General features: G+C 52.7%; 21 protein-coding genes and 2 pseudogenes. All 23 read left to right on the top strand.

Annotated elements, in window-relative coordinates:
• The first annotated feature begins 55 nt into the window (after nucleotides 1-55).
• The 23 genes and pseudogenes from glyQ (at nucleotide 56) to IPG80_RS20660 (ending at nucleotide 20,654) form a co-directional block, all read left to right on the top strand.
• Nucleotides 56-934: a glycine--tRNA ligase subunit alpha gene (glyQ, locus tag IPG80_RS20770; protein ID WP_345111327.1), complete on the top strand. Its 879-nt coding sequence runs from the start codon at nucleotides 56-58 to the stop codon at nucleotides 932-934.
• A 102-nt stretch (nucleotides 935-1,036) separates the two neighbouring features.
• The gene (locus tag IPG80_RS20765; RefSeq protein ID WP_345111324.1) at nucleotides 1,037-1,636 is read left to right on the top strand and encodes a glycine--tRNA ligase subunit beta; all 600 of its coding nucleotides are present in this window, start codon (nucleotides 1,037-1,039) and stop codon (nucleotides 1,634-1,636) included.
• Complete coding sequence (locus IPG80_RS20760; protein WP_345111332.1) at nucleotides 1,540-1,833, top strand: glycine--tRNA ligase subunit beta; 294 nt, start codon at nucleotides 1,540-1,542, stop codon at nucleotides 1,831-1,833. The genes IPG80_RS20765 and IPG80_RS20760 overlap by 97 nt, the downstream gene beginning before the upstream one ends.
• Nucleotides 1,823-2,260: a glycine--tRNA ligase subunit beta gene (locus tag IPG80_RS20755; protein ID WP_345111321.1), complete on the top strand. Its 438-nt coding sequence runs from the start codon at nucleotides 1,823-1,825 to the stop codon at nucleotides 2,258-2,260. Before IPG80_RS20760 ends, IPG80_RS20755 begins: the two co-directional genes overlap by 11 nt.
• Complete coding sequence (locus tag IPG80_RS20750) at nucleotides 2,217-3,038, top strand: glycine--tRNA ligase subunit beta (RefSeq protein ID WP_345111318.1); 822 nt, start codon at nucleotides 2,217-2,219, stop codon at nucleotides 3,036-3,038. Before IPG80_RS20755 ends, IPG80_RS20750 begins: the two co-directional genes overlap by 44 nt.
• Nucleotides 3,039-3,239: 201 nt before the next feature.
• Nucleotides 3,240-3,500: a hypothetical protein gene (locus IPG80_RS20745; RefSeq protein ID WP_345111315.1), complete on the top strand. Its 261-nt coding sequence runs from the start codon at nucleotides 3,240-3,242 to the stop codon at nucleotides 3,498-3,500.
• Between the two features lie 160 nt (nucleotides 3,501-3,660).
• Entirely contained in the window at nucleotides 3,661-5,418 is a 1,758-nt protein-coding gene (dnaG, locus tag IPG80_RS20740) for a DNA primase (protein ID WP_345111312.1), read from the top strand.
• Nucleotides 5,406-5,561, top strand: a complete 156-nt coding sequence (locus IPG80_RS20735) for a hypothetical protein (protein ID WP_345111310.1) — start codon at nucleotides 5,406-5,408, stop codon at nucleotides 5,559-5,561. Before dnaG ends, IPG80_RS20735 begins: the two co-directional genes overlap by 13 nt.
• A pseudogene (locus IPG80_RS20730) lies at nucleotides 5,515-5,943 on the top strand (sigma-70 factor domain-containing protein); the annotation flags it as partial. The gene IPG80_RS20735 and the pseudogene IPG80_RS20730, both read left to right, overlap by 47 nt.
• 390 nt (nucleotides 5,944-6,333) lie before the next feature.
• Nucleotides 6,334-7,221, top strand: a pseudogene (locus IPG80_RS20725) (sigma-70 family RNA polymerase sigma factor); the annotation flags it as partial.
• Nucleotides 7,222-7,416: 195 nt separating this feature from the next.
• Complete coding sequence (ndhC, locus tag IPG80_RS20720) at nucleotides 7,417-7,773, top strand: NADH-quinone oxidoreductase subunit A (protein WP_345111308.1); 357 nt, start codon at nucleotides 7,417-7,419, stop codon at nucleotides 7,771-7,773.
• A complete protein-coding gene (locus IPG80_RS20715; protein WP_345111305.1) occupies nucleotides 7,764-8,258 on the top strand; it encodes an NADH-quinone oxidoreductase subunit B family protein in 495 nt (164 codons plus the stop codon). The genes ndhC and IPG80_RS20715 overlap by 10 nt, the downstream gene beginning before the upstream one ends.
• Before the next feature lie 54 nt (nucleotides 8,259-8,312).
• Entirely contained in the window at nucleotides 8,313-8,825 is a 513-nt protein-coding gene (locus IPG80_RS20710) for an NADH-quinone oxidoreductase subunit C (RefSeq protein ID WP_345111302.1), read from the top strand.
• 2 nt (nucleotides 8,826-8,827) lie between these two features.
• Complete coding sequence (nuoD, locus tag IPG80_RS20705; RefSeq protein WP_345111298.1) at nucleotides 8,828-10,057, top strand: NADH dehydrogenase (quinone) subunit D; 1,230 nt, start codon at nucleotides 8,828-8,830, stop codon at nucleotides 10,055-10,057.
• Nucleotides 10,054-10,548 (top strand): NAD(P)H-dependent oxidoreductase subunit E, encoded by a 495-nt coding sequence (locus IPG80_RS20700; RefSeq protein WP_345111295.1) that lies wholly within the window; start codon nucleotides 10,054-10,056, stop codon nucleotides 10,546-10,548. The genes nuoD and IPG80_RS20700 overlap by 4 nt, the downstream gene beginning before the upstream one ends.
• Nucleotides 10,549-10,550: 2 nt before the next feature.
• Nucleotides 10,551-11,798 (top strand): NADH-quinone oxidoreductase subunit NuoF, encoded by a 1,248-nt coding sequence (nuoF, locus tag IPG80_RS20695; RefSeq protein ID WP_345111293.1) that lies wholly within the window; start codon nucleotides 10,551-10,553, stop codon nucleotides 11,796-11,798.
• A 53-nt stretch (nucleotides 11,799-11,851) separates the two neighbouring features.
• The gene (gene nuoG, locus IPG80_RS20690; RefSeq protein WP_345111290.1) at nucleotides 11,852-14,326 is read left to right on the top strand and encodes an NADH-quinone oxidoreductase subunit NuoG; all 2,475 of its coding nucleotides are present in this window, start codon (nucleotides 11,852-11,854) and stop codon (nucleotides 14,324-14,326) included.
• 2 nt (nucleotides 14,327-14,328) lie between these two features.
• Nucleotides 14,329-15,468: an NADH-quinone oxidoreductase subunit NuoH gene (gene nuoH, locus IPG80_RS20685; protein ID WP_345111287.1), complete on the top strand. Its 1,140-nt coding sequence runs from the start codon at nucleotides 14,329-14,331 to the stop codon at nucleotides 15,466-15,468.
• Nucleotides 15,455-15,976, top strand: a complete 522-nt coding sequence (gene nuoI, locus IPG80_RS20680) for an NADH-quinone oxidoreductase subunit NuoI (RefSeq protein ID WP_345111284.1) — start codon at nucleotides 15,455-15,457, stop codon at nucleotides 15,974-15,976. Before nuoH ends, nuoI begins: the two co-directional genes overlap by 14 nt.
• Nucleotides 15,977-16,049: 73 nt before the next feature.
• The gene (locus tag IPG80_RS20675; RefSeq protein ID WP_345111281.1) at nucleotides 16,050-16,574 is read left to right on the top strand and encodes an NADH-quinone oxidoreductase subunit J; all 525 of its coding nucleotides are present in this window, start codon (nucleotides 16,050-16,052) and stop codon (nucleotides 16,572-16,574) included.
• Nucleotides 16,574-16,876 carry an NADH-quinone oxidoreductase subunit NuoK gene (gene nuoK / locus IPG80_RS20670; protein WP_345111278.1) on the top strand — a complete coding sequence of 101 codons (303 nt, stop codon included), beginning with the start codon at nucleotides 16,574-16,576 and terminating at the stop codon, nucleotides 16,874-16,876. The genes IPG80_RS20675 and nuoK overlap by 1 nt, the downstream gene beginning before the upstream one ends.
• A gap of 62 nt (nucleotides 16,877-16,938) precedes the next feature.
• Entirely contained in the window at nucleotides 16,939-19,116 is a 2,178-nt protein-coding gene (locus IPG80_RS20665; protein WP_345111274.1) for an NADH-quinone oxidoreductase subunit L, read from the top strand.
• Nucleotides 19,117-19,139: 23 nt separating this feature from the next.
• A complete protein-coding gene (locus tag IPG80_RS20660; protein ID WP_345111271.1) occupies nucleotides 19,140-20,654 on the top strand; it encodes an NADH-quinone oxidoreductase subunit M in 1,515 nt (504 codons plus the stop codon).
• The last annotated feature ends 31 nt before the right edge of the window (nucleotides 20,655-20,685 follow it).

The raw sequence follows: 20,685 nt of genomic DNA, 5'->3' as shown, positions 1-20,685 counted from the left end.
CCATCAGTTATAATCCCCCCGCAGCAAAATCCGAAAACCGAATAGCGAATATCGAATGACGAACTCCTCCTTCCAAGAAATCATCCTCAAACTACAAGACTTCTGGGCATCCACGGGATGCCTGATCACCCAGCCTTACTACACTCAGGTCGGCGCAGGGACAATGAACCCTGCCACCTTCCTGCGCGTGCTCGGACCCGAACCGTGGAATGTCGCCTACGTTGAGCCATCTGTGCGCCCCGACGATGGGCGTTATGGCGAGAACCCCAACCGCTTCCAACTCCACACCCAATTTCAGGTCATCCTCAAGCCCGACCCCGCCGCAGGTCCCGCAGGGCGGGAGGGACCGCAGGAACTCTACCTCGAGTCGCTCAAAGCCCTCGGCATCGACCCGCGTCAGCACGACATCCGCTTCGTGGAAGATAACTGGGAGCAGCCCGCCATCTCCGCCTGGGGCTTAGGTTGGGAGGTCTGGCTCGACGGGCAGGAGATCACGCAGTTCACCTACTTCCAGCAGATGGGCGGCGTGGCGCTCGACCCCGTCTCGGTCGAGATCACCTACGGGCTCGAACGCATCCTCATCGCGCTCAACAACGCCAAAGCCATCTGGAACGAGCCCTGGGGGGGCATCCAGGACAAGGACTACGGCGCAGGCGTCACCTACGGCGAGATCCGCCGTCAGGAAGAGTTCGAACACTCCAAATATTATTTCGAAACCGCCGACATCGCCCGCGTCCGCGCCATGTACGACCTCTTCTCCGCCGAAGCCGACGCCTGTCTCGCCGCCGGTCTCATCGTCCCCGCGCACGACTACGTCCTCAAATGCTCGCACTCCTTCAACATTTTAGATACCCGCGGCGCGATCAGTGTTGCCGAACGTCAAGCCTTCTTCCGCCGCATCCGCGAACTCGCGAGGGGTGGCGTTGGCGTATGAAGAACAGCGCAAGGGCTGGAGTATCCGTTACTTCGGAATAGGGCAAAGGAATCGGGATCGTCCAAAGCCCAACTTCCAAACTCCCAATCCCGACTCCCGTTCTTGCTAGAAATTGGCGTCGAAGAACTCCCAGCCGATGACGTCGATACCGCCTACCAAGCCTTATCTTCCCGTGTGCCGACTCTCCTCAAGGAACTGAATCTCACGCATGGCGACGTCCGCATCTTCACAACCCCGAGGCGGCTCGTCGTTTCAGTAGCCTCTCTCTCCCCGAATCAGCCCGACCGCGAAGACCTCGTCAAAGGTCCGCCCGCCGATAAAGCCATTGGACAAAGACGGCAAGCCCACTCAGGCGGCGTGGGCTTTGCCAAAAAGAACAACAATGATCCCTTGGAAGTCCGCGAAGAAGGCAATAACAAATACATCTTCGCCCTCGTCAAACAGACAGGACGCCCCACGCCCGAAGTCCTCGCCGAAGCGCTGCCCAAGTTGGTGGCAGATATCAAATTCGAGAAGTCCATGCGCTGGAACGAATCCGCTGTGGCATTCTCACGCCCCATCCGTTGGTACGTCGCTTTGCTCGGTGACATGGTCATCCCGTTCGAATATGCTGGCGTGGTCGGTGGCAATGTCCTCGCGGATTCCGCCCGTATGACTCCCCTGAAATCAAGGTTCCTTCCGCTGATAAATACTTCGATGTGATTCGGGAATCGGGAATCGTGTTGGATAAAGAAGAACGCAAAGCCGCCATCGTGGCGCAGGTCAACGAAGCGGCTCATCTCATCGGTGGGGAAGCCATCATCGAAGAAGGTCTGCTCAACGAAGTCACCAACCTGATCGAAATGCCGACGGCGGTCATGGGTGGTTTCAACGAAGAATTCCTCACCCTTGCCACGTGATGTGCTCATCTCCGTGATGAAGAAGCATCAGCGTTATTTCCCCATCCAGAAAGACGGGAAACTATTGGCGCACTTCATCGCCATCCGCAACGGCGACGACATTCACATCGACATCGTCCGCGAAGGGAATGAACACGTCCTCGGCGCGCGCTTTGCCGATGCCAACTTCTTCGTCCGCGAAGATGTCAAACTCAAGCTCGAAGAATATCGTCCCAAACTTTCTTCGCTGACCTTCCACACCAAGCTCGGTTCCATGCTCGATAAATCCGACCGCATGTTGAAACTCGGCGCGGAGATCGGTGGTCTGCTTGGTTTCAAAGACATGCCGCTTATCAAGACTCTGGCGCGCGGTCTATCTCTCCAAAGCCGACCTGGTCACACAGATGGTCACCGAGATGACCTCCCTGCAAGGCATCATCGGCGGTGAATATGCCCTGCGTTCTGGTGAAGCGCCTGAAGTGGCGCAAGCCATTGCCGAGCAATACCAGACCGTGCCGCAAAGCAAAGCCGGTGTGGCGCTCGCCATCACAGACAGACTTGACTCACTCGTGGGCATGTTCGCCGCAGGCTTGGCTCCCACAGGCGCGAAAGATCCCTTCGGTCTGCGCCGCGCCGCCATTGGACTTGTTCAACCGCTCATTGAGCATGACATGGATTTTGATCTTGCCAAGGCGATCAAACACTCTGCCAAGACCCAGCCGATTGAAGTGACAGCCGAAGCGCAAGAAAAAATTCTCGACTTCATCAAGGGACGTCTCGCTGTGGTGTTGAAGGATGCCGGTTACAAGCACGACGTGGTCGAAGCGGTGCTGGCGGCTCAATCCGCTAACCCGGCGGCATCGGCTCGGGCGGTGAAGCAATTATCAGCTTGGGTGAGCCGCGAAGATTGGCAATCCATTTTGCCAGGTTATGCCCGCTGCGTCCGCATCATTCGCTCCGCGAACTTGGACGATAGACCATTGACCATTGACGATAAAACCTTGATCGAAAAAGAAGAGAAAGACTTGTATGCAGCCTTTCAATCGTCTGCCGTCCATCGTCCATCGTCGATTGATGAATTCTTGAACATCGTTGTCAAGCTGATCCCATCCATCAACGCCTTCTTCGATAAAGTGCTGGTGATGGCAGAGGACCAGAAAGTAAAGAAAATCGCCTTGGGTTGCTGCAAAACATTGCGAACTTGTCAAACGGCATTGCAGACTTGAGTACATTGGAAGGCTTCTAAAAATGAAGGCGGCTCACACGAGCCGCCTTTTTATTTCGCTGACCTGTCTGGCACCTAAAGATGATTAAGACTTTTTGAAATTCAGACAATTATGGTTATAATTACATAAAAGTGGGGAGCGTTGACCGATTGGTGCATAGTAAAAAAGTTTTTCTGTATTTCTTGAAAAGGAGATGATTGTATGTCCAGGTTAGCGATCCGAGTAACCCTTGCCGTGTTGGTCAGTGTGGTGGTCATTGCGGGTGTGTTCATGAGCGCCAGTTCTGTGTTGGCAGACAGACATAAAAATTCGCTTGGGATATATGTTCTAAGCGGCAATTTGGTTAACCCGCTTAGGCCGCAACCCCTTACCGAACAGGCTGCTCCCCAACCTCAATTTGAAAATATTCCCAATGAGTATCGCCACTGCGAGTCTGAAGTTGGGATCAATCCCGAAGAATAAAAGATCATTCAATTCATAAAATGCAGGGCAGTCTGGTATTCGGCTGCCCTGCATTTTATTATCCATGTCCATGTTGTAATGATGGGGGAGAAGAATTAAATAAGTTGGTAATACCGTCTCGCATAGACAAGTCTATTATAATGAACCTGTCCGAGCGCCTATGTCCACCATTGATGAGATCAAGTCCAAGATAGATATCGTTGACCTCGTATCCGAAGCGGGTGTGAAGTTACGAAAAGCCGGTCGCAACCAGACCGGTTTTTGTCCGTTCCACGATAACAAGCACACTCCGGCATTTGTGGTCTGGCCCGAGTCTGGAACCTGGCGCTGCTTTGGCGCATGCAACGAAGGCGGGGATATCTTCAAGTTCGTGATGAAGCGCGAAGGCATCGATTTTAAAGAAGCCTTGAATAAACTTGCGCTTCGAGCCGGTGTGGAAGTACAACAGATCCAACGCGAGACGCCCCAGCAACGCGAAGCCTACGACCATTTGCGGACTTTGCTTGAGGATGCGGTCGTTTTTTACCGCACCCATCTGTTTGCCAATAAAGAGATCCTGGCGTATCTGCATGAAAAACGCGGACTGACCGATGCCACCATTGAAACCTTCGGTTTGGGCTATGCTCCGCATGGCTATGACAACCTCATCAAACATTTCACCGGCAAGGGCTACCTGCCGCAAGACCTGGTGGATGCGGGCATGCTTTCGGAGCGTGAGAGCGGCGGGCATTATGACCGCTTCCGCAACCGTATCATGATCCCCATCCGCGATGAGAATGGCAAGATGGCGGGCTTCGGTGCGCGCATCGTGGACCCGGACGATATCCCCAAGTTTCTCAACTCGCCCGAAACGGCGATCTTCACCAAGGGACATTTGCTCTACGGCTTGGACCGCGCCCGCAAGCCCATCCGCGCGGCAGACCAGGCTGTGATCGTGGAAGGCTACCTCGATGTGATCGCCTTGCATCAGGCGGGTTATGAGAATGTCGTCTCGCCGATGGGTACAGCGCTGACCGAAGATCAATTGCGTTTGTTAAAACGCTCCACGCGCCGCATCGTCCTCGCGCTCGACCCGGACATAGCCGGACAAAAAGCCGTGCTGCGCGGGCTCGAAGCCGCTCGCTCTGCCATGGATAAGGAAGGGGAGTTGGCTTTCGATGCACATGGGTTGTTGCGCAATGAAGCCCGCCTCCAAGCCGATTTGCGTGTGGCGACCATGCCCGATGACCTCGACCCGGATGAGATCGTGGCGCGTAATAAGGAAGAATGGGCAACGCTCATCGAGAATGCCAAGCCCATCATCACACATGTGATGGAAACGCTTTCTGCCGGGCAAAATTTAAACGACCCGAAAATAAAGAATCAGATCGCCGCGCAAGTGCTGCCCTTGATCGATGATATGGGCACGCCGATGGAGCGCGACACGTATCGTCAGGCGTTGGCGAGAATGCTGCGGGTGGACGAACGTTCTTTGATGGCTGCCCAGCCTACAGGTCCGGTGTTGAGGCGCAAGCCGCGAGTGACAGAGTCCAGCCGCCGTGCTGATGCGGCTTCACTGGCGAATGTCCACCCAAGAAAAAGCATTGAGTTCTATTGTTTGGGAATCCTGCTGCGCAAGCCGGAATTGCTATACAGACTCGACCGAAAGCTCGAAGAGTTCGGCTTAAGCCCATTGGCGCTTGAGGATTTCGAGTATACTGACCATCAGATGTTGTTCAACGTTTTGCGGCAGGCGATGGGGCAGGATGAAAAAGATCATGAGCAGTTCGTGGTCTCGCAAATGCCTGAAGCCCTGGCTCCTTTGACTGCCGATCTCATGACGCAAACAGAGAAGCTTGACCCTCTGGATGATAGATTGCTGGAAGACCTGTTGGGACGTTTTTGGATCTGCGTCGCAATCATGCCATGGCGAATGTGACCCAGTTGAAGTTCATGCAGGATGATGAGCAGGAGCAGGGCGGGGAAAACCTCAAGTTGTATATTGAGCAAACGATGCGCTTCACCCGTCTGCTGCATGGATTGGATCAGGCAAAGTTCAAGTTATCGAAACGACAGGTGTAGTTCAATCCGCTTTGTAGGAGGCAGTTCGATGGTTCCGAAACAACGAGTATCTGCCAGCAAAACCACGAAGAAAAGTACCGCTGAAAAAGAAACCCCCAAAGGGACAAAGACGTCACACAGCAAATCCCGCGATGAGTTTTCAGTTACATCGGTGTTGGGGACGTTATCCGGCGAAGGTGATTCTGCACCTGAGTTTGGCTCAGATGATTTTATGGAGCCGGATGAATCTCTGATCTCGCAGCAGGACGAGGAACTCGATGATGCAGCGCTTACCTTGCAGGCACACCTTGCTGCCGAGCCGGGGGAAGACCCGGTGCGTTTGTATCTGCGCGAGATCGGGCAGGTAAAACTGCTCGGCGCCGATAGCGAGTTTCGGCTTGCCACCATCATCGAAGGTGACCGTTTACTTTCCACACTTAATAAACTTAAACAACGCAAAGGTGTTTCGTTGGAGGCATCCATGTATCACTCGGTGCTTTCAGAAGCGCTGACCTCCTGGGACCGCCTGGTTGAAGATGCGGAACTTCTCGAGCATGATTTGCCCAATATGGCGCTGCTGTTGGCGGAAGCCCAGTCGCTTCATGCGGGCTGGGAGTTTGATTCACCCTCCTATCTGCGTGCCTACCTCGACAACGGTCAGTGGGGGAGCAATCACCTGTGGGATAACCTTGCGCGGCATGCCTACAGTGTTTACCTTAATTTGTATCTCCTGCCATTCAGTTATGCCGAATGGTTGCTGGAACACTTGCGCCTTCATCAAGGGTTCCCGGCGCTGCGCACTTTATCTCGCAACCTGCCCTCGCAAGAGGAGTTGCGTGCCGAAATGGATGCAGCCCGCGAGCGTGCCAAAGACGCTCAGCAGGCATTGGTCCGCGCGAACTTGCGCCTGGTGGTGAGCGTTGCCAAACGTTATCTGGGACGCGGCATTCCACTGTTGGATCTCATTCAAGAAGGCAATATGGGGCTCTTGCGTGCCATCGGCAAATTCGATCCCCGGCGTGGATTTAAGTTCAGCACCTATGCCACCTGGTGGATTCGCCAATCCATCAACCGTTCCATCGCTGAACAAGCACGCACGATCCGAATTCCGGTGCATTTGTTCGAGTCGATCTCAAGAATTCTACGCGCGCAACGTCACCTCACACAGGTACTGGGACGTGAGCCAAACAACGAAGACCTTGCCTTGGAAGTTGGCTATCTCTCCGCAGCAGATGTGCAAACCATTTTGCGTGCGCACGCCGAGAACCAACCCATCAACCCGGAATTGCAGCGCAGGTTGGAAACCGCCACACAAAAAGTGAACCGCGCCCTGCGCTCTGCCGAAGAGACGATCTCATTAGAAGGTCCGGTGGGGGACGATGATTCGAGCGCCCTGGGTGACTTCATCGAAGATGAAGATGCCCTCTCCCCAATGGACGCCGCCGCACGCGAAATGCTGCGTGAGCAGATCACCCATGCGCTTGAATCGCTTTCAGATCGCGAACGCGATGTGCTTGAACTGCGTTTCGGACTCAAGGACGGTAAGGAGCACACGCTGGAAGAGGTCAGCCGCTTCTTTGATGTGACCCGTGAACGGGTACGTCAAATTGAAGCCAAAGCCCTGCGGAAGCTGCGGCACCCAAGCAAGAGCCGCGAGTTGAGGGATTATTTAGGAGATTAGTAAAAAAAGAGACAGTCACCTTTAAGGTGACTGTCTCTTTTTTAGGAGGGGAGAGTATGAATTCGATTACATTTTCATCAACATGACAAATATCATCATTTTTGTGAAAAGGGGTACATTTTCTAGCCCGTCAAAAACCTTTGTGATATACTTTCGCGGAACTGTGCAAGATTTCACACATCCATCGAGGTGTTTATGTTGCTGGAATATATTGCTATTGGGGTAATGATCGCCGTTGCCACCCTCATCGCTTTTATTGCGATCGGTTTAGGCGAGTTATTTGGACCAAGAAAGAAATCAGCGGGGAAGGATACGCCCTATGAATCGGGCATGAATCCATATGGCGAGGGGACGCGCCGTATGCCTGTTCGATTCTATTTGATCGCCGTATTGTTCATCTTGTTCGACATTGAAGTTGTGTTCTTTTTACCCTGGGCGATCGCATTCCGCCAGCTCGGTCTGTTCGGCTTGGCTGAGATGGTGGTCTTCATTGCGATCCTTCTTATCGGTTACGTCTATGCTTGGAAAAAAGGAGCCCTGGAATGGGAGTAGAGCAAAAACTTGGAAACATGGGCGTGGTGACCACCACGCTCGAAACCGTTGTGAACTGGTCTCGCACCAATGCCATGTGGCCCATGTTGTTCGGGCTGGCATGCTGCGCGATTGAGATGATGGCGGCTCAAGCTTCAGACTACGACATGAGCCGCTTTGGAATGGAATTGATGCGCGCCAGTCCGCGCCAGTCTGACTTGATGATCGTGGCGGGACGTGTCTCAAAGAAAATGGGACCCGTCCTGCGCCGTTTGTACGATCAGATGCCCGAGCCGAAGTGGGTGATCGCCATGGGCGATTGCGCTTCCTGCGGCGGTGTCTTCAACAACTACGCCATTTATCAGGGCGTGGATGAAGTCGTCCCTGTGGACGTATTCGTGGCAGGCTGCCCGCCGCGCCCCGAGGCATTGATTCATGGTGTGCTCACCTTGCATGAAAAGGTGAAGGGCGAGAAGTTCAAAGATCTGGCGAAAGATACCAAGTAACTTAATTAAGACCTGACAGGTTTTAAAACCTGTCAGGTCTTTGGAAATCTATTTATGGAAAAATCCCTTGAACCCATTGTAAAAGATTTGCAGGATAAGTTCGGCGCAACCTTCGAAGAGTTTCGCGGCGAAGTGCATTGTTTTATAAAGCCGGAGCAGATCGTTGAAGCACTGACACTTGTTCGCGACGCTCATCAATTTGAGCTGCTTTCGGCGCAGACCGCGATGGATTATTTCCCGCAGGTTTCGCCGCGTTTTCATGTGATCTATCAGCTCACATCGTTGGCAAAGAATCTGTCGGTGCAGTTGAGAGTCCCGGTCAGTGGCGACAGCCCGAAAGTCCCGACTGCCGCGAATGTATATAAATCCGCGGTCTGGCGTGAGCGTGAACTCCTTGATATGTTCGGCATCGAATTCGAAGGTCATCCTGACCCGCGTCGCATCCTCATGCCTGAAGACGCCGAGGGACACCCCCTGCGAAAAGACTTCCCGCTTGGCTACGAAGAACCGCAGTTCTCCTTCAACTTTGAAGAGATCGACCTGCGCAAGCCGTATGCAAAGGAATAACCATGGCACAGCTTGAAGAAGTTACTGTAGATCGATATAAACATCTCGTTTCAGAACGCGCACTTACCGGCGAGACCATGTTGTTGAACATGGGTCCACAGCATCCGTCCACACATGGCGTGTTGCGCCTGTTGTTGGAGCTCGATGGTGAGATCGTGGTTAACTGCATTCCCGATATCGGTTATTTACATACCGGTGTTGAGAAGAATATGGAAGCCAAGACCTTCCAAAAAGCCGAAGTGATGACGGACCGCCTCGACTACATGAACACGATGGGCAATAACCTTGCCTATGTGATGGCGGTCGAAAAATTGGTGGATCTCGATGTGCCCGTGCGCGCGCAAGCCTTGCGCGTCATCCTTGTGGAACTTCAACGCATCGCATCGCATTTGGTTTGGCTCGGCACATCCGGCTTGGACCTCGCTGCAATGTCGATGTTCCTTTACTGCTTCCGCGAACGCGAACAGATCCTCGACATCTTCGAACTTGTCTCTGGTCAGCGCATGATGACCACCTACATCCGCCCCGGCGGTGTCTGGCGGGATGTTCCGGTGGAGTTCGAAAAAGCCGTGCGCGATTTCATTAAGATCTTTCCCAGGCGTATTGATGAATATGAATCCTTGTTGACGAAGAATCCACTTTTCGTTGACCGCATGGTGGATATCGGCTACCTCAGCAAAGAAACGGCTCTTTCCTACGGGGTAACGGGTCCAACATTGCGAGCCTCCGGCGTCAACTGGGACCTTCGCAAAGCCCGACCATATCTGGGCTATGAACAATATGATTTCAATGTGCCCGTACTGACCGAAGGCGATACCTATGCTCGCTATCTCGTTCGTATTCAGGAATTGCGTGAGTCATTGAAGATCGTTGAACAGGCGTTGAACAAATTACCCATGGGACCCGTCCGCTCGGACAATCGCAAGTTCGTCCCGCCGCCGCGCTCAGAGATCGGCGTAAGTATGGAAGCGCTCATCCATCATTTTAAGTTGTGGACCGAAGGCTTCCATGCACCAGATGCTTCTATTTATAGCGCTGTGGAATCCCCGCGTGGTGAACTCGGCGTGTTGATCGCCGGTGATGGTGGACCCAAACCTCGCCGTGTTCATATGCGAACCCCGTCGTTCGACAACCTTGCTGTCCTGCCAGAGATCGTCAAGGGAACCCTGGTGGCAGACCTGGTCGCCATCCTCGCTTCTATTGACATCGTCCTCGGAGATATTGACCGATGAGTCTTGAAAAGAAATATTCGAAGGAAGTTAAGCAGATCCTTGCCAAATACCCGCCGGAACATAAGCGTTCGGCGGTCATGCCGCTCCTGTACCTTGCCCAGCGCGAGGAAGGCTTCGTCAACAAAGAAGCGATGCAGGATATCGCCCAGATTGTCGGTATCACTGAGACCGAAGTCGCGTCCATTATCGGCTTTTACTCGCTGTATCACGATAAGAAGGCGGGCAAGTACCGTATGCAAGTCTGTACCGACCTGCCTTGTGCCTTGCGCGGTGCGGATGAATTCCTCAACAACCTGTGCGGGAATCTTGGCATCAAAGTGGGGGAGACCACCGAAGATGGTCTGGTCACCCTCGAAGCTGTGATGTGCCTCGCCTCATGCGACCGGGCTCCCATGTTCCAGACTCAGGGACCGGATGGCATCAAGTATCACGATTACATGACCGTGGATCGCACCATGGAATTGATCGAAGCGTTGAAAGGAGGCAAGTAATCATGGCGCATGTCCTTTTACGTCATCGTGATATTCCTGATATCAATAAGATCAACGTATATAAGAAGAATGGCGGTTTCGAAGCCTTCAAAAAAGCCGTAACCAAAATGCAGCCGAACGAAGTGACTGACGTGGTTAAGAATTCCGGTCTGCGTGGGCGCGGCGGCGCGGGCTTCCCGACCGGTATGAAGTGGTCTTTCATTGATAACAAGAATTGGCCCCACTATGTAGTGGCAAATGCGGATGAGTCTGAACCGGGCACGTTCAAAGACCGCGAGATCATGGAAAATAATCCCTTCCAATTTTTGGAAGGTTTGGCGATCGCCAGCTATGCTGTTGGAGCGACCGCGGCATATATTTACCTGCGCGGCGAGTTCTGGCAGGTGGCTGCCATCCTCGATGAAAAGATTGCAGAGATGGAAGAAGCCGGTTACCTTGGCGATAACCTTTTCGGCAAGGATTACTCGCTGAAGATCTTCACCCACCTTGGCGCAGGCGCTTACATCTGCGGTGAAGAGACAGCGTTGCTTGAGTCCCTCGAAGGCAAACGCGGGCAGCCTCGTGTTCGCCCGCCGTTCCCTCCGTCTTATGGTTTGTACGGCAAACCCACCATCATCAATAATGTTGAAACCTTCACCAACGTCCCGATGATTCTCGCTAATGGCGCAGACTGGTACAAAGCCATGGGCACTGCCGATAGCGCGGGTGTGAAAGTCTTCTCGCTTTCGGGTCGCGTGCGCAAGCCGGGCAATTATGAACTTCCCTTCGGTACCACCTTCCGTCAATTGATCTACGAACACGGCATGGGCATTCAGGAAGGACGCCCCATCAAGGCGATCATGCCTGCAGGTGCTTCTTCTTCCATTATCGTAGTGGATGAAAAAGTGCTCGACGCGCCTCTCGACTATGCGTCGGTTCGTGCCTTCGGCGCTGACCTTGGTTCTGCCTCGGTCATTGTTCTCGATGACACCGTCAACATGGATTGGGTCATCAACAAGACCATTCACTTCTTCAAACATGAATCCTGCGGGAAGTGCACCACCTGTCGTGAAGGCAATCACTGGATGCGCAACCTGACCGACCGTATTCATCACGGCAAGGGCTCGGGCGAAGATGTGAAGTTGTTGTTGAACGTTGCCAAACAGATGCAGGGCAAATGCCTTTGTGCGCTGGGCGAATTCTCCACCATGGCGGTGGTGACGGGTATTGAACGGTTCCCGGATGATTTCAAGAAAGCGGTAAAAGGTTAGGCAATACCAGATACTCGATATTCGAACAACGAATATCGTTTCCCGGAGACTTAATGAGCAAACAAGTCACTCTCACTATTAATGGAAAGCAAGTCACTGCGCCGGAAGGGCTTACCGTCGCAGATGCGGCGAAACTGGCGGGTATTGATATCCCCGTATTTTGCCATCACCCCAAGCTGGAGCCGGTGGGGATGTGCCGCATGTGTCTCGTGGAGATCGGTCGCCCTGTGATGGATCGTGCCACGGGTCAGCCTGTGGTTGAGAACGGACAACCCAAGATCCAGTTCATGCCCAAACTCGAAACGGCCTGCACCAACCGCATTTCAGACGGTATGGTGGTGATGACCCAAACTGAAAAAGCAACGGATGGTCAACGGGGTACGGTCGAATTTTTGTTGACTTCACACCCGCTTGACTGCCCGATCTGTGACAAAGGCGGTGAATGCCCGCTTCAGAACTTGACCATGGCGCATGGTTCAGGTCAGAGCCGCTTCAATTACAACGAGAAGCAGCATCTCGACAAAATGGTCCCGCTCGGCGAGTTGATCTACCTCGACCGCGAACGCTGTATTCAGTGCGCGCGCTGTATCCGTTTTCAGGATGAAGTGGCGGGTGAGGCAGTGCTCGGTTTCGATGAGCGCGGTCGCTATACCCAGATCATGACTCACTCCGAACCTGGTTTTGATTCGGTCTTCTCTGGAAATACAACCGATATCTGCCCAGTGGGTGCTTTGACCACTGTGGACTTCCGCTTTGGTGCCCGTCCGTGGGAATTAAAAGCTGAAGCCTCCATTTGTACTCAATGCCCGGTGGGCTGCAATACTACGCTCAACACACGCCGCGAAGCCAAGGCTGGCGGTGATGTGGTGGTCAAACGCGTCATGCCGCGCCAGAACGAAGAAGTTAACGAGATCTGGCTTTGCGATAAGGGACGCTTTGCCTATCACTACACCGAAGGTAAGGAACGCCTCACCAAGCCGATGGTGCGCAAAGATGAAAAACTTGCCCGCGTTTCGTGGGATAACGCCATCAAGGCTGCTGCCGAAGGCTTCACCGCAAACAAGAAGGATTTTGTGGTGCTGGCTTCGGGTCGCCTTTCGAATGAAGACCTTTTCAACCTCAAGTCTCTGGCAGATACGGCTGGCGGCGAAGCCATTCTATATTCTGATATGGGCGGCGGCGAGTTGACCCAGTTGGTGGGTGTTGGTGCTGGCACGAACCTCGCCAAACTTGGCAAGGGCGATACGATCCTTGTCATTGCCTCTGATCTATATGAAGAAGCTCCCATTTGGTGGCTGAGGATCAAGCAGGCTGCTGATCGCGGCGCAACATTGATTGTTGCCAACCCGCGCCAGACCAAGCTCGACCGATTTGCCAAATACACCATCCGCTATGCATATGGTGATGAGATCAAGACCATTCACGATTTTGAAAAGAAGAGCAAGATCTCGGATGAATTTACAAAGGCAAAGAATGCCGTGATCTTCTACGGCAGCGAAGGGCTCGGCGTGACCGGTACCTCTGCACTGGCTTCGGCTTGTGCTGACCTGTTGAAGGAGACCAGTCATATTGGCAGTGCCAATAACGGCTTGGTTGGTGTATGGCAACGAGCCAATGATCAGGGCGCGTTCGAAGTTGGTTTCCGCCCGGTGGATGATATGGAAAAGGCATTGAAGGGTAAGGCGGTCTACATCGTTGGCGCCGACCCGGTGGGGGATGACCCTGTTCTTGCCAAGGCATTGAAGAGTGCCAAGTTCGTGGCTGTTCAGGAACTGCGCGAAACGGCGACGACCGAAATTGCGGATGTGGTCTTTCCGGCGCAGGCATTTACCGAACGCGACGGCACGCTCGTTTCTGGCGAACGCCGGGTTCAGCGCTTCCATGCTGCGGTGGCGCCGAAAGGTGACAGCAAACCCGATTACGCCATCACATCCATGCTAGCCAAGCAGATGGGTGTGATCCTTCAAGGAACGTCTGCTTCGGTGGTGTTTGAAATTCTTGTGAATTCCGTTGAAGCTTTCAACGAGTTAAGTTACGAAACGCTGGCTCAAGTTAAGGAACAGTGGCCCATTGTGGGTCGCAGTGACATGTATTACGGCGGTACAACGTATGAGAACACCAAGGGATTGGGTGTACAACTCGTCCCGGTGGCTCAGGCTGGGGGAGCGGTACGCATTTCAAAGGTCCGGAAAGAGGCGGCTCTTCGTCCTAAAGAAAAAGAGCTGCTGGCTGTTCCATCCAACAAGTTATATGACCTGGGTGTGACCGTGCAGACGGCGGAGTTCCTTGAGCAACGCATTGGTGAGACCAAAGTTGCAATGCACCCGACCACGGCGAAGAAGTTTGAAGTGGAAGCCGGGCAGACCGTAAAGCTGAGTTTTGAAGGTGTGCAAGCCGAAGCTGTCGTGAAGATCGATGAAACCATTGGAACGGGTGTGGTGCTTGTTCCGCGCGGCATGGGTATTGCGATCCATGAGCCTGTGGTGGCGCGCGTTCAGGCGAAATCTGCAGCCGGGAAGGTTAAGTAATTATGGATTGGACAATGTGGGTTGAATGGATCGTCAAAGGCTTCATCTTGTGCCTGATCCTGTTAACGGGCTTTGCCTATTTGACGTTGTATGAACGCCGCGCACTGGCTCGTATGCAGGTGCGTGTCGGTCCGAACCGCGCGGGTCCGCAGGGTTTGTTGCAGCCGATCGCAGATGCGGTAAAGCTGATCTTCAAAGAAGAGTTGACGCCGGGGCATGTGTATAAGCTGGTGTTCATCCTCGCGCCGGTATTGACGGTGGTACCTTCGCTCGTTCTGGCGGCGGTCATCCCGTTGGGAACTTCGTTCAATTTGTTTGGGCGTGAGATCACTCTGTACGTTGCCGACCTGAACGTGGGCGTCCTCTACTTGACGTCCATTGCGTCTATTGCGGTGTATGGAATTGTGCTGGCGGGCTGGTCGAGCAATAACAAATACGCCATGCTGGGCGGCATCCGCTCTTCGGCGCAAATGATCTCGTATGAACTTTCATTGGGGCTGGGGTTCGTGATCTCCATCATCCTGGGTAACTCAATGAACTTGAACGATATTGTGACCGCCCAAAAAGATATGTGGTTCGCAGTGATACAGCCTGCAGGTGCCATCGTTTTCATGATCGTAACGCTTGCTGAAGTGAACCGCGCTCCTTTTGATATGCCGGAAGCCGAGCAGGAATTAACAGCAGGTTACCACGCAGAATATTCCGGCATGAAGTTCGCCTTGTTCTTTATGGCGGAATATCAGAAGATGATCGTTATCTGCATGATCGCCGCAACCCTGTATTTTGGCGGCTATCGTGAATTCTGGTTCTTGAAGGATACTATTTTCAGTGTAGACCGCTACTGGTTCCTCGGACCGATCTACATGTTATTGAAGGTGATTGTCTTGCTGTTCTTCATGATCTGGATACGTGCCACTTGGCCCCGCATCCGTTATGACCGCCTGATGTCATTCGGTTGGAAGGTGCTTTTGCCGCTTTCCCTGGTACTCGCTTTCATTAGTGCAGTGGGCATTTTACTCGTACAGGAATTAGGCAACCCGCTGATCATTTGGGCTGTTCCAGTCCTTTCGATCATTAGTGCTTTGGTTGCGGTTGGATTTATTTATCGTGATCTGAGGAGAAAATCTCATGGGCGTATTTGATCCCATTATTGAACTTTCAAGAGGTCTTGGCGAAACGTTACGCTCATTCTTGCGTGAGCCGACCGTAACGTATCAGTACCCCGAAGAGAAACGTCCCGTCCGTCCGCGTTTCCGTGGGCGTCATGTCTTGAAGCGCTATGAAAACGGCTTGGAAAAATGCATCGGCTGCTCATTATGCGCTGCTGCCTGCCCTGCAGATGCGATCTTCGTGGAAGCCTCTGAAAATACCGACGAGAAGCGCTTCTCACCTGGTGAACGTTACGCCTCCACCTACGAGATCAACATGCTGCGCTGCATTTATTGTGGCTTTTGCGAAGATGCCTGCCCAACCGAAGCGATCGTGTTGGGTGACAACTACGAATTATCCTTCACCGACCGCCGCCAGGCGATCTATGCCAAGGAAATGCTGCTGGAGCCGGTGGCTTCCGAGTCCATGCTGACGCCGCGCAAAGTGGAAGCCGGTGTGTTCACCCGATCTGTACCTGAAATGAAAGACTCTACCGATTGACGATTTCAGATTTACGATTTTCAATTGAAATGCAAATCGTCAATCGTCAATCGCAAATCGTAAATGGAGTTTTATGTCCTCTGACCTAATTGTCTTCCTTGTCCTTGCCCTGATCGCCATTGCCACCGCACTGGGGATGTTGTTCAGCAACAATGCGGTGTACTCGGCATTGTTCCTTGTGTTGAACTTCGTCACTGTGGCGATCTTCTATCTCATATTGGGCGCGCCGTTCATTGCCATGGCACAGATCACTGTGTATGCGGGCGCGATCATGGTTCTGTTCCTCTTCGTCATCATGCTATTGGGTGCTGAAAGCCTGGCGCCTACAAATGTGCTGCCGTGGCAGAAACCACTGGCGAGACTGCTCTCCATTATCCTTGCTGTGGAAGCGATCTACCTATTGTTCAACCGTGCGACGACCAGCATGGCAGTGTCCGCGCCGGATGCCTCGTTGAACACAATGGAAAGTTTGCGCACTATGGCGCTGGCTTTGTTCAATCAGTTCCTCCTGCCGTTCGAAGTCACTTCCATTTTGCTGTTGGTTGCCATGATGGGCGCGATCGTTTTGAGTCGTCAGGAAAAAGGAGCACTTAAGTAATGGTTCCCGTAGATTATTACATCGTCTTATCCGCGATCCTTTTTTCAATAGGCGCACTTGGCGTACTCTCACGCCGCAACCCGCTCATCATTTTCATGTCCATCGAGCTAATGCTAAACTCGGCGAACCTTGCCTTTGTGGCATTCGCCAGTGTTTATAAAACTTTCAGCGGTCAGATCTTCGTCTTTTTTGTTATTGCCGTTGCCGCCGCTGAGGTTGCAGTGGGTCTCGCTCTGATCGTGGAGATATTCAAAGCGAAGAAGAATATCAACATCGACGAGATGAACTCCTTGAAGGGATAGAAGTAAAAGGTAATTGGTAATTCGTAATTACCAATCTTCAGTTACCAATTACGGAGAATGTTATGCACTTAAGCGAAACAGTGAACACAGGATTTTATTTCCTAGCCCCGCTGCTGGTCTTTGCGCCAGTGGTTGGTTTGCTCATCAACGCCATTTTTGGAAAACGCTTTTCAGAAAATGTGGTTGGCACGGTGGCAAGCCTGGCATCTGGCACGGCATTTGTGGTTTCGGTACTGCTGGCGTATTCCGTGGCGATCAATCATGGACATGCTGTCAGCGTGCCTTTTGCCGAATGGATCCACGTTGGCAATCTAAAGCTCGACTGGACCTTCCGCGTCGACTCGCTTTCTGCCACGATGATGCTGGTCGTTTCCGGCGTTGGCACCCTCATCCACGTGTATGCCATCGGATATATGCATGAGGATGTGCGCTTCAAGCATGAAGAAGGACGTTTCACCCGCTTCTTCATTTTCTTGAACCTGTTCATCGCTGCGATGATGATCCTTGTCTCAGGCGACTCCTACCTAATGCTTTTCGTTGGTTGGGAAGGCGTGGGCTTATGCTCCTTCCTGCTTATCGGCTTCTGGTATGAGATGGATACATTAGGACGTCCTTCCTGGGCGAACTCTAACGCCGCTAAAAAAGCTTTTATTACCAACCGTGTGGGTGACTTTGGTTTCCTCATGGCTGGCTTTTTGATGTTTTGGTATCTCGGATCCTTCCAATTCGACGAAGTATTTGCTGCCGCTCCCGCGATCGCTCACGACTCACCTTGGGTGATCGTTGCCATTACACTCTTCATGCTGGTGGGTGTCGCTGGTAAATCTGCGCAGATCCCGCTCTACATCTGGCTGCCAGACGCGATGGCGGGTCCAACCCCAGTCTCTGCCCTCATCCATGCCGCGACGATGGTGACTGCAGGCGTGTACCTCGTCACTCGTTCCGCTTCTATTTACACACTCGTTCCACAAGCCCAATACATCGTTGCCATGGTCGGTGCGACAACGGCTCTCTTCGCCGCGACAATTGCAGTGGGGCAGTACGATATCAAGAAAGTCCTCGCCTACTCTACCATTTCACAGCTTGGCTTCATGGTTGCAGCGGTGGGCATGGGCGCCTATGTCGCGGGGATGTTCCATCTCATCACGCACGCTTTCTTCAAGGCTCTACTCTTCCTTTCTGCGGGTTCTGTCATCCTCGGCTTGGAACGTGGTCATCATGCCCATGCTCATCACGCCGCTCATGACGAGAAACCGAAGGGCAAGAAGAAGCCTGCCCTGAGCAAGGTCGAAGGGAAAGAAGATGAGCATGGCCATGGTCACGATGACCATGGTGAAGTCTTCGACCCGGGTGATATGCGTAACATGGGCGGGCTTCGCAAGACCATGCCGGTTACTTTTTGGTTCTACATGATCGGTACCTTGGCACTTGCGGGCATTTTCCCTTTCGCAGGTTTCTGGTCCAAGGATGAAATTCTTCTCGATGCCAGCCTACACTTCAAAAGTATTTATGGACAATTGACTCTTGCTGCCTTCTTTACCGCCTTCTACATGGGACGTCAAATCTGGATGGTCTTCTTTGGTGAAGCCCGTACCGATGCGGCGAAGCACGCAGAAGAAAGCCCCAAGGTGATGACCGTGCCGCTGATGGTGCTGGCAGTTCTGAGCGTAATCGGAGGCGCGTTGAACCTTCCGTTCGAAGGCTTCCATACGCTTGGTCACTGGCTCAGCTATACCATCGGCGAAGTTGAAGGACTTCCGTTGAATTTACAAGTTGCTGGCATCTCTACGGCGTTGGCCTTACTTGCCATTTTCATCTCCTGGCTTATTTATGGGCGCAACCCGCTCAAGGCTGGGCAGATCGACCCGCTCAAGAAACCACTTGGCTTTGTATTCACCGGTATGGAAAACAAATGGTTCGTGGATGAGGGGTATGGCGTTCTGATCCTGACCCCGTTCAAGAAGCTTTCCCAGTTCCTTGCCGATGTGATCGACTGGCGCTTCTGGCACGACTTCGTGCATGACACCGTCATTGCTGGGACGTATAACTGGCTTAGTGAAGTAGTGCTTAGCCGCTATGCAGATCAGAAGGGGATCGATACCTTCTTCAATAGCTGGGGCTCGTTTGCACAGTGGCTCTCTGGTAATGTTCGTAAGATCCAAAACGGCTTCGTTCGTTCGTATGCACTCTCTGTGCTTTTGGGCGTTGTCTTGATTTTGGGTTACTTGATTTTTAAATAACTCGTAGAAACCGAGGATAGAACATGGAATTTCTTTTACAACCTCTTACACTTCTGACCTTCCTCCCGTTGTTGGGCGTGCTCGTCATTCTGTTCATCAATTCCGAGCAGAAGACCGCCATCCGCTGGACTGCCATGGTCACATCGTTGCTCACACTGGTCGTTTCATTGTGGGTCTTCTCGATGTTCAAAGCATCGAACCCCGACTTGCAGTTGGAAGCCAAATACCCGTGGATCCAGGTTGCAGGTTGGAACATCTATTACTACCTCGCTGCAGATGGCTTGAGCATTTTGCTTGTAATGCTCACTGCTTTCCTCACGCCGATATCCATCCTCTCCACTTGGAAAGCCGTTGATGATCGCGTGAAGGATTTCATGATCTTTTTCCTTCTGCTCGAAGTGGGGATGATGGGTGTTTTCCTCGCGCAGGACCTGTTCCTGTTCTACATCTTCTGGGAATTCACTCTTGTGCCGATGTACTTCCTCATTGGTATCTGGGGCGGACCGCGCCGTGTGTATGCTGCGGTAAAGTTCTTCCTCTACACAATGGCGGGTTCCATTTTGATGTTGTTGGCGATCATCTTCCTTGGCATCAAGGCAAATACCTTTAACCTGCCGGATTTGCTCGTCCGTCTGCCGGATATTTACGCCAATGGCACCATCCCTGCTGCAACACAGATGCTGCTCTTTATCGCCTTTGCTGCCGCCTTTGCGATCAAAGTTCCAATGTGGCCCCTCCACTCATGGCTGCCCGATGCTCACGTGGAAGCGCCGACTGCTGGTTCCGTCATTCTTGCGGGCGTTTTGCTGAAGATGGGTACTTATGGTTTCCTGCGTTTCAATATGCAACTCTTCCCGGATGCCACTGTCAAAGCTGCGCCGGTGATCGCGCTTCTTGCAACCATTGGCATTATTTACGGTGCTGCTGTTTCCTACGCTCAATCTGACGTCAAGAAACTGGTGGCATACTCCTCTGTAAGTCACCTCGGATTTGTCATGCTCGGTTTGTTTGCCCTCAATGCAGAAGGTGTATCCGGCGCGATCTTGCAGATGGTCAACCATGGTCTGAGCACCGGCGCGTTGTTCCTCCTCATCGGTATGATCTACGAACAGACTCACACCCGCGAGATCAAAGTCTACGGCGGCTTGTGGAAGATCACCCCGATCTTCGGTACACTCATGTTGATCGCCTCGCTCTCCTCCATGGGCTTGCCGGGTCTTAACGGCTTTGTGGGTGAGTTCACCATTTTGCTTGGTGCCTTCGGATCGAAAGCCATCGGCAGCCCATGGTATGCCGGTCTTTCTGCTCTCGGTGTCATCATGGCAGCGGTCTATATCCTTTACATGTTCCAGAAGGTATTCCTCGGACCTGCTGGCGAAATTACTCACCACCACGAACTCAAAGACCTCAACTGGCGCGAAATTATCACAGTCCTTCCGCTGGTTGTCTTCATGTTCTGGATCGGTCTGTACCCCAAGCCTTTCTTTGACATCCTCGCCCCCGCGGTTGAGAAGTTATTGTCTGCTTTACCTTTGTAATTACAAATTACCAATTACTGATTACTGGAAA

The organism is Candidatus Villigracilis vicinus (assembly GCF_016702885.1).
Taxonomy (GTDB): Bacteria; Chloroflexota; Anaerolineae; order Anaerolineales; family Villigracilaceae; genus Villigracilis; species Villigracilis vicinus.
Note: the sequence above shows the minus strand (reverse complement) of the source record. Positions and strands in the feature narration are given on the sequence as shown.

What these genes read in the sequence shown, in the direction of transcription:
- glyQ (WP_345111327.1), top strand. Translation starts at nt 56, where the DNA reads ATGACGAACTCCTCCTTCCAAGAAATCATCCTCAAACTACAAGACTTC.
- IPG80_RS20665 (WP_345111274.1), top strand. Translation starts at nt 16,939, where the DNA reads ATGCACTTAAGCGAAACAGTGAACACAGGATTTTATTTCCTAGCCCCG.
- IPG80_RS20710 (WP_345111302.1), top strand. Translation starts at nt 8,313, where the DNA reads ATGGAAAAATCCCTTGAACCCATTGTAAAAGATTTGCAGGATAAGTTC.
- IPG80_RS20660 (WP_345111271.1), top strand. Translation starts at nt 19,140, where the DNA reads ATGGAATTTCTTTTACAACCTCTTACACTTCTGACCTTCCTCCCGTTG.
- nuoD (WP_345111298.1), top strand. Translation starts at nt 8,828, where the DNA reads ATGGCACAGCTTGAAGAAGTTACTGTAGATCGATATAAACATCTCGTT.
- nuoG (WP_345111290.1), top strand. Translation starts at nt 11,852, where the DNA reads ATGAGCAAACAAGTCACTCTCACTATTAATGGAAAGCAAGTCACTGCG.
- IPG80_RS20750 (WP_345111318.1), top strand. Translation starts at nt 2,217, where the DNA reads ATGGTCACCGAGATGACCTCCCTGCAAGGCATCATCGGCGGTGAATAT.
- nuoH (WP_345111287.1), top strand. Translation starts at nt 14,329, where the DNA reads ATGGATTGGACAATGTGGGTTGAATGGATCGTCAAAGGCTTCATCTTG.
- IPG80_RS20700 (WP_345111295.1), top strand. Translation starts at nt 10,054, where the DNA reads ATGAGTCTTGAAAAGAAATATTCGAAGGAAGTTAAGCAGATCCTTGCC.
- IPG80_RS20745 (WP_345111315.1), top strand. Translation starts at nt 3,240, where the DNA reads ATGTCCAGGTTAGCGATCCGAGTAACCCTTGCCGTGTTGGTCAGTGTG.
- IPG80_RS20735 (WP_345111310.1), top strand. Translation starts at nt 5,406, where the DNA reads ATGGCGAATGTGACCCAGTTGAAGTTCATGCAGGATGATGAGCAGGAG.
- nuoK (WP_345111278.1), top strand. Translation starts at nt 16,574, where the DNA reads ATGGTTCCCGTAGATTATTACATCGTCTTATCCGCGATCCTTTTTTCA.
- ndhC (WP_345111308.1), top strand. Translation starts at nt 7,417, where the DNA reads ATGTTGCTGGAATATATTGCTATTGGGGTAATGATCGCCGTTGCCACC.
- IPG80_RS20675 (WP_345111281.1), top strand. Translation starts at nt 16,050, where the DNA reads ATGTCCTCTGACCTAATTGTCTTCCTTGTCCTTGCCCTGATCGCCATT.
- nuoI (WP_345111284.1), top strand. Translation starts at nt 15,455, where the DNA reads ATGGGCGTATTTGATCCCATTATTGAACTTTCAAGAGGTCTTGGCGAA.
- IPG80_RS20715 (WP_345111305.1), top strand. Translation starts at nt 7,764, where the DNA reads ATGGGAGTAGAGCAAAAACTTGGAAACATGGGCGTGGTGACCACCACG.
- nuoF (WP_345111293.1), top strand. Translation starts at nt 10,551, where the DNA reads ATGGCGCATGTCCTTTTACGTCATCGTGATATTCCTGATATCAATAAG.
- dnaG (WP_345111312.1), top strand. Translation starts at nt 3,661, where the DNA reads ATGTCCACCATTGATGAGATCAAGTCCAAGATAGATATCGTTGACCTC.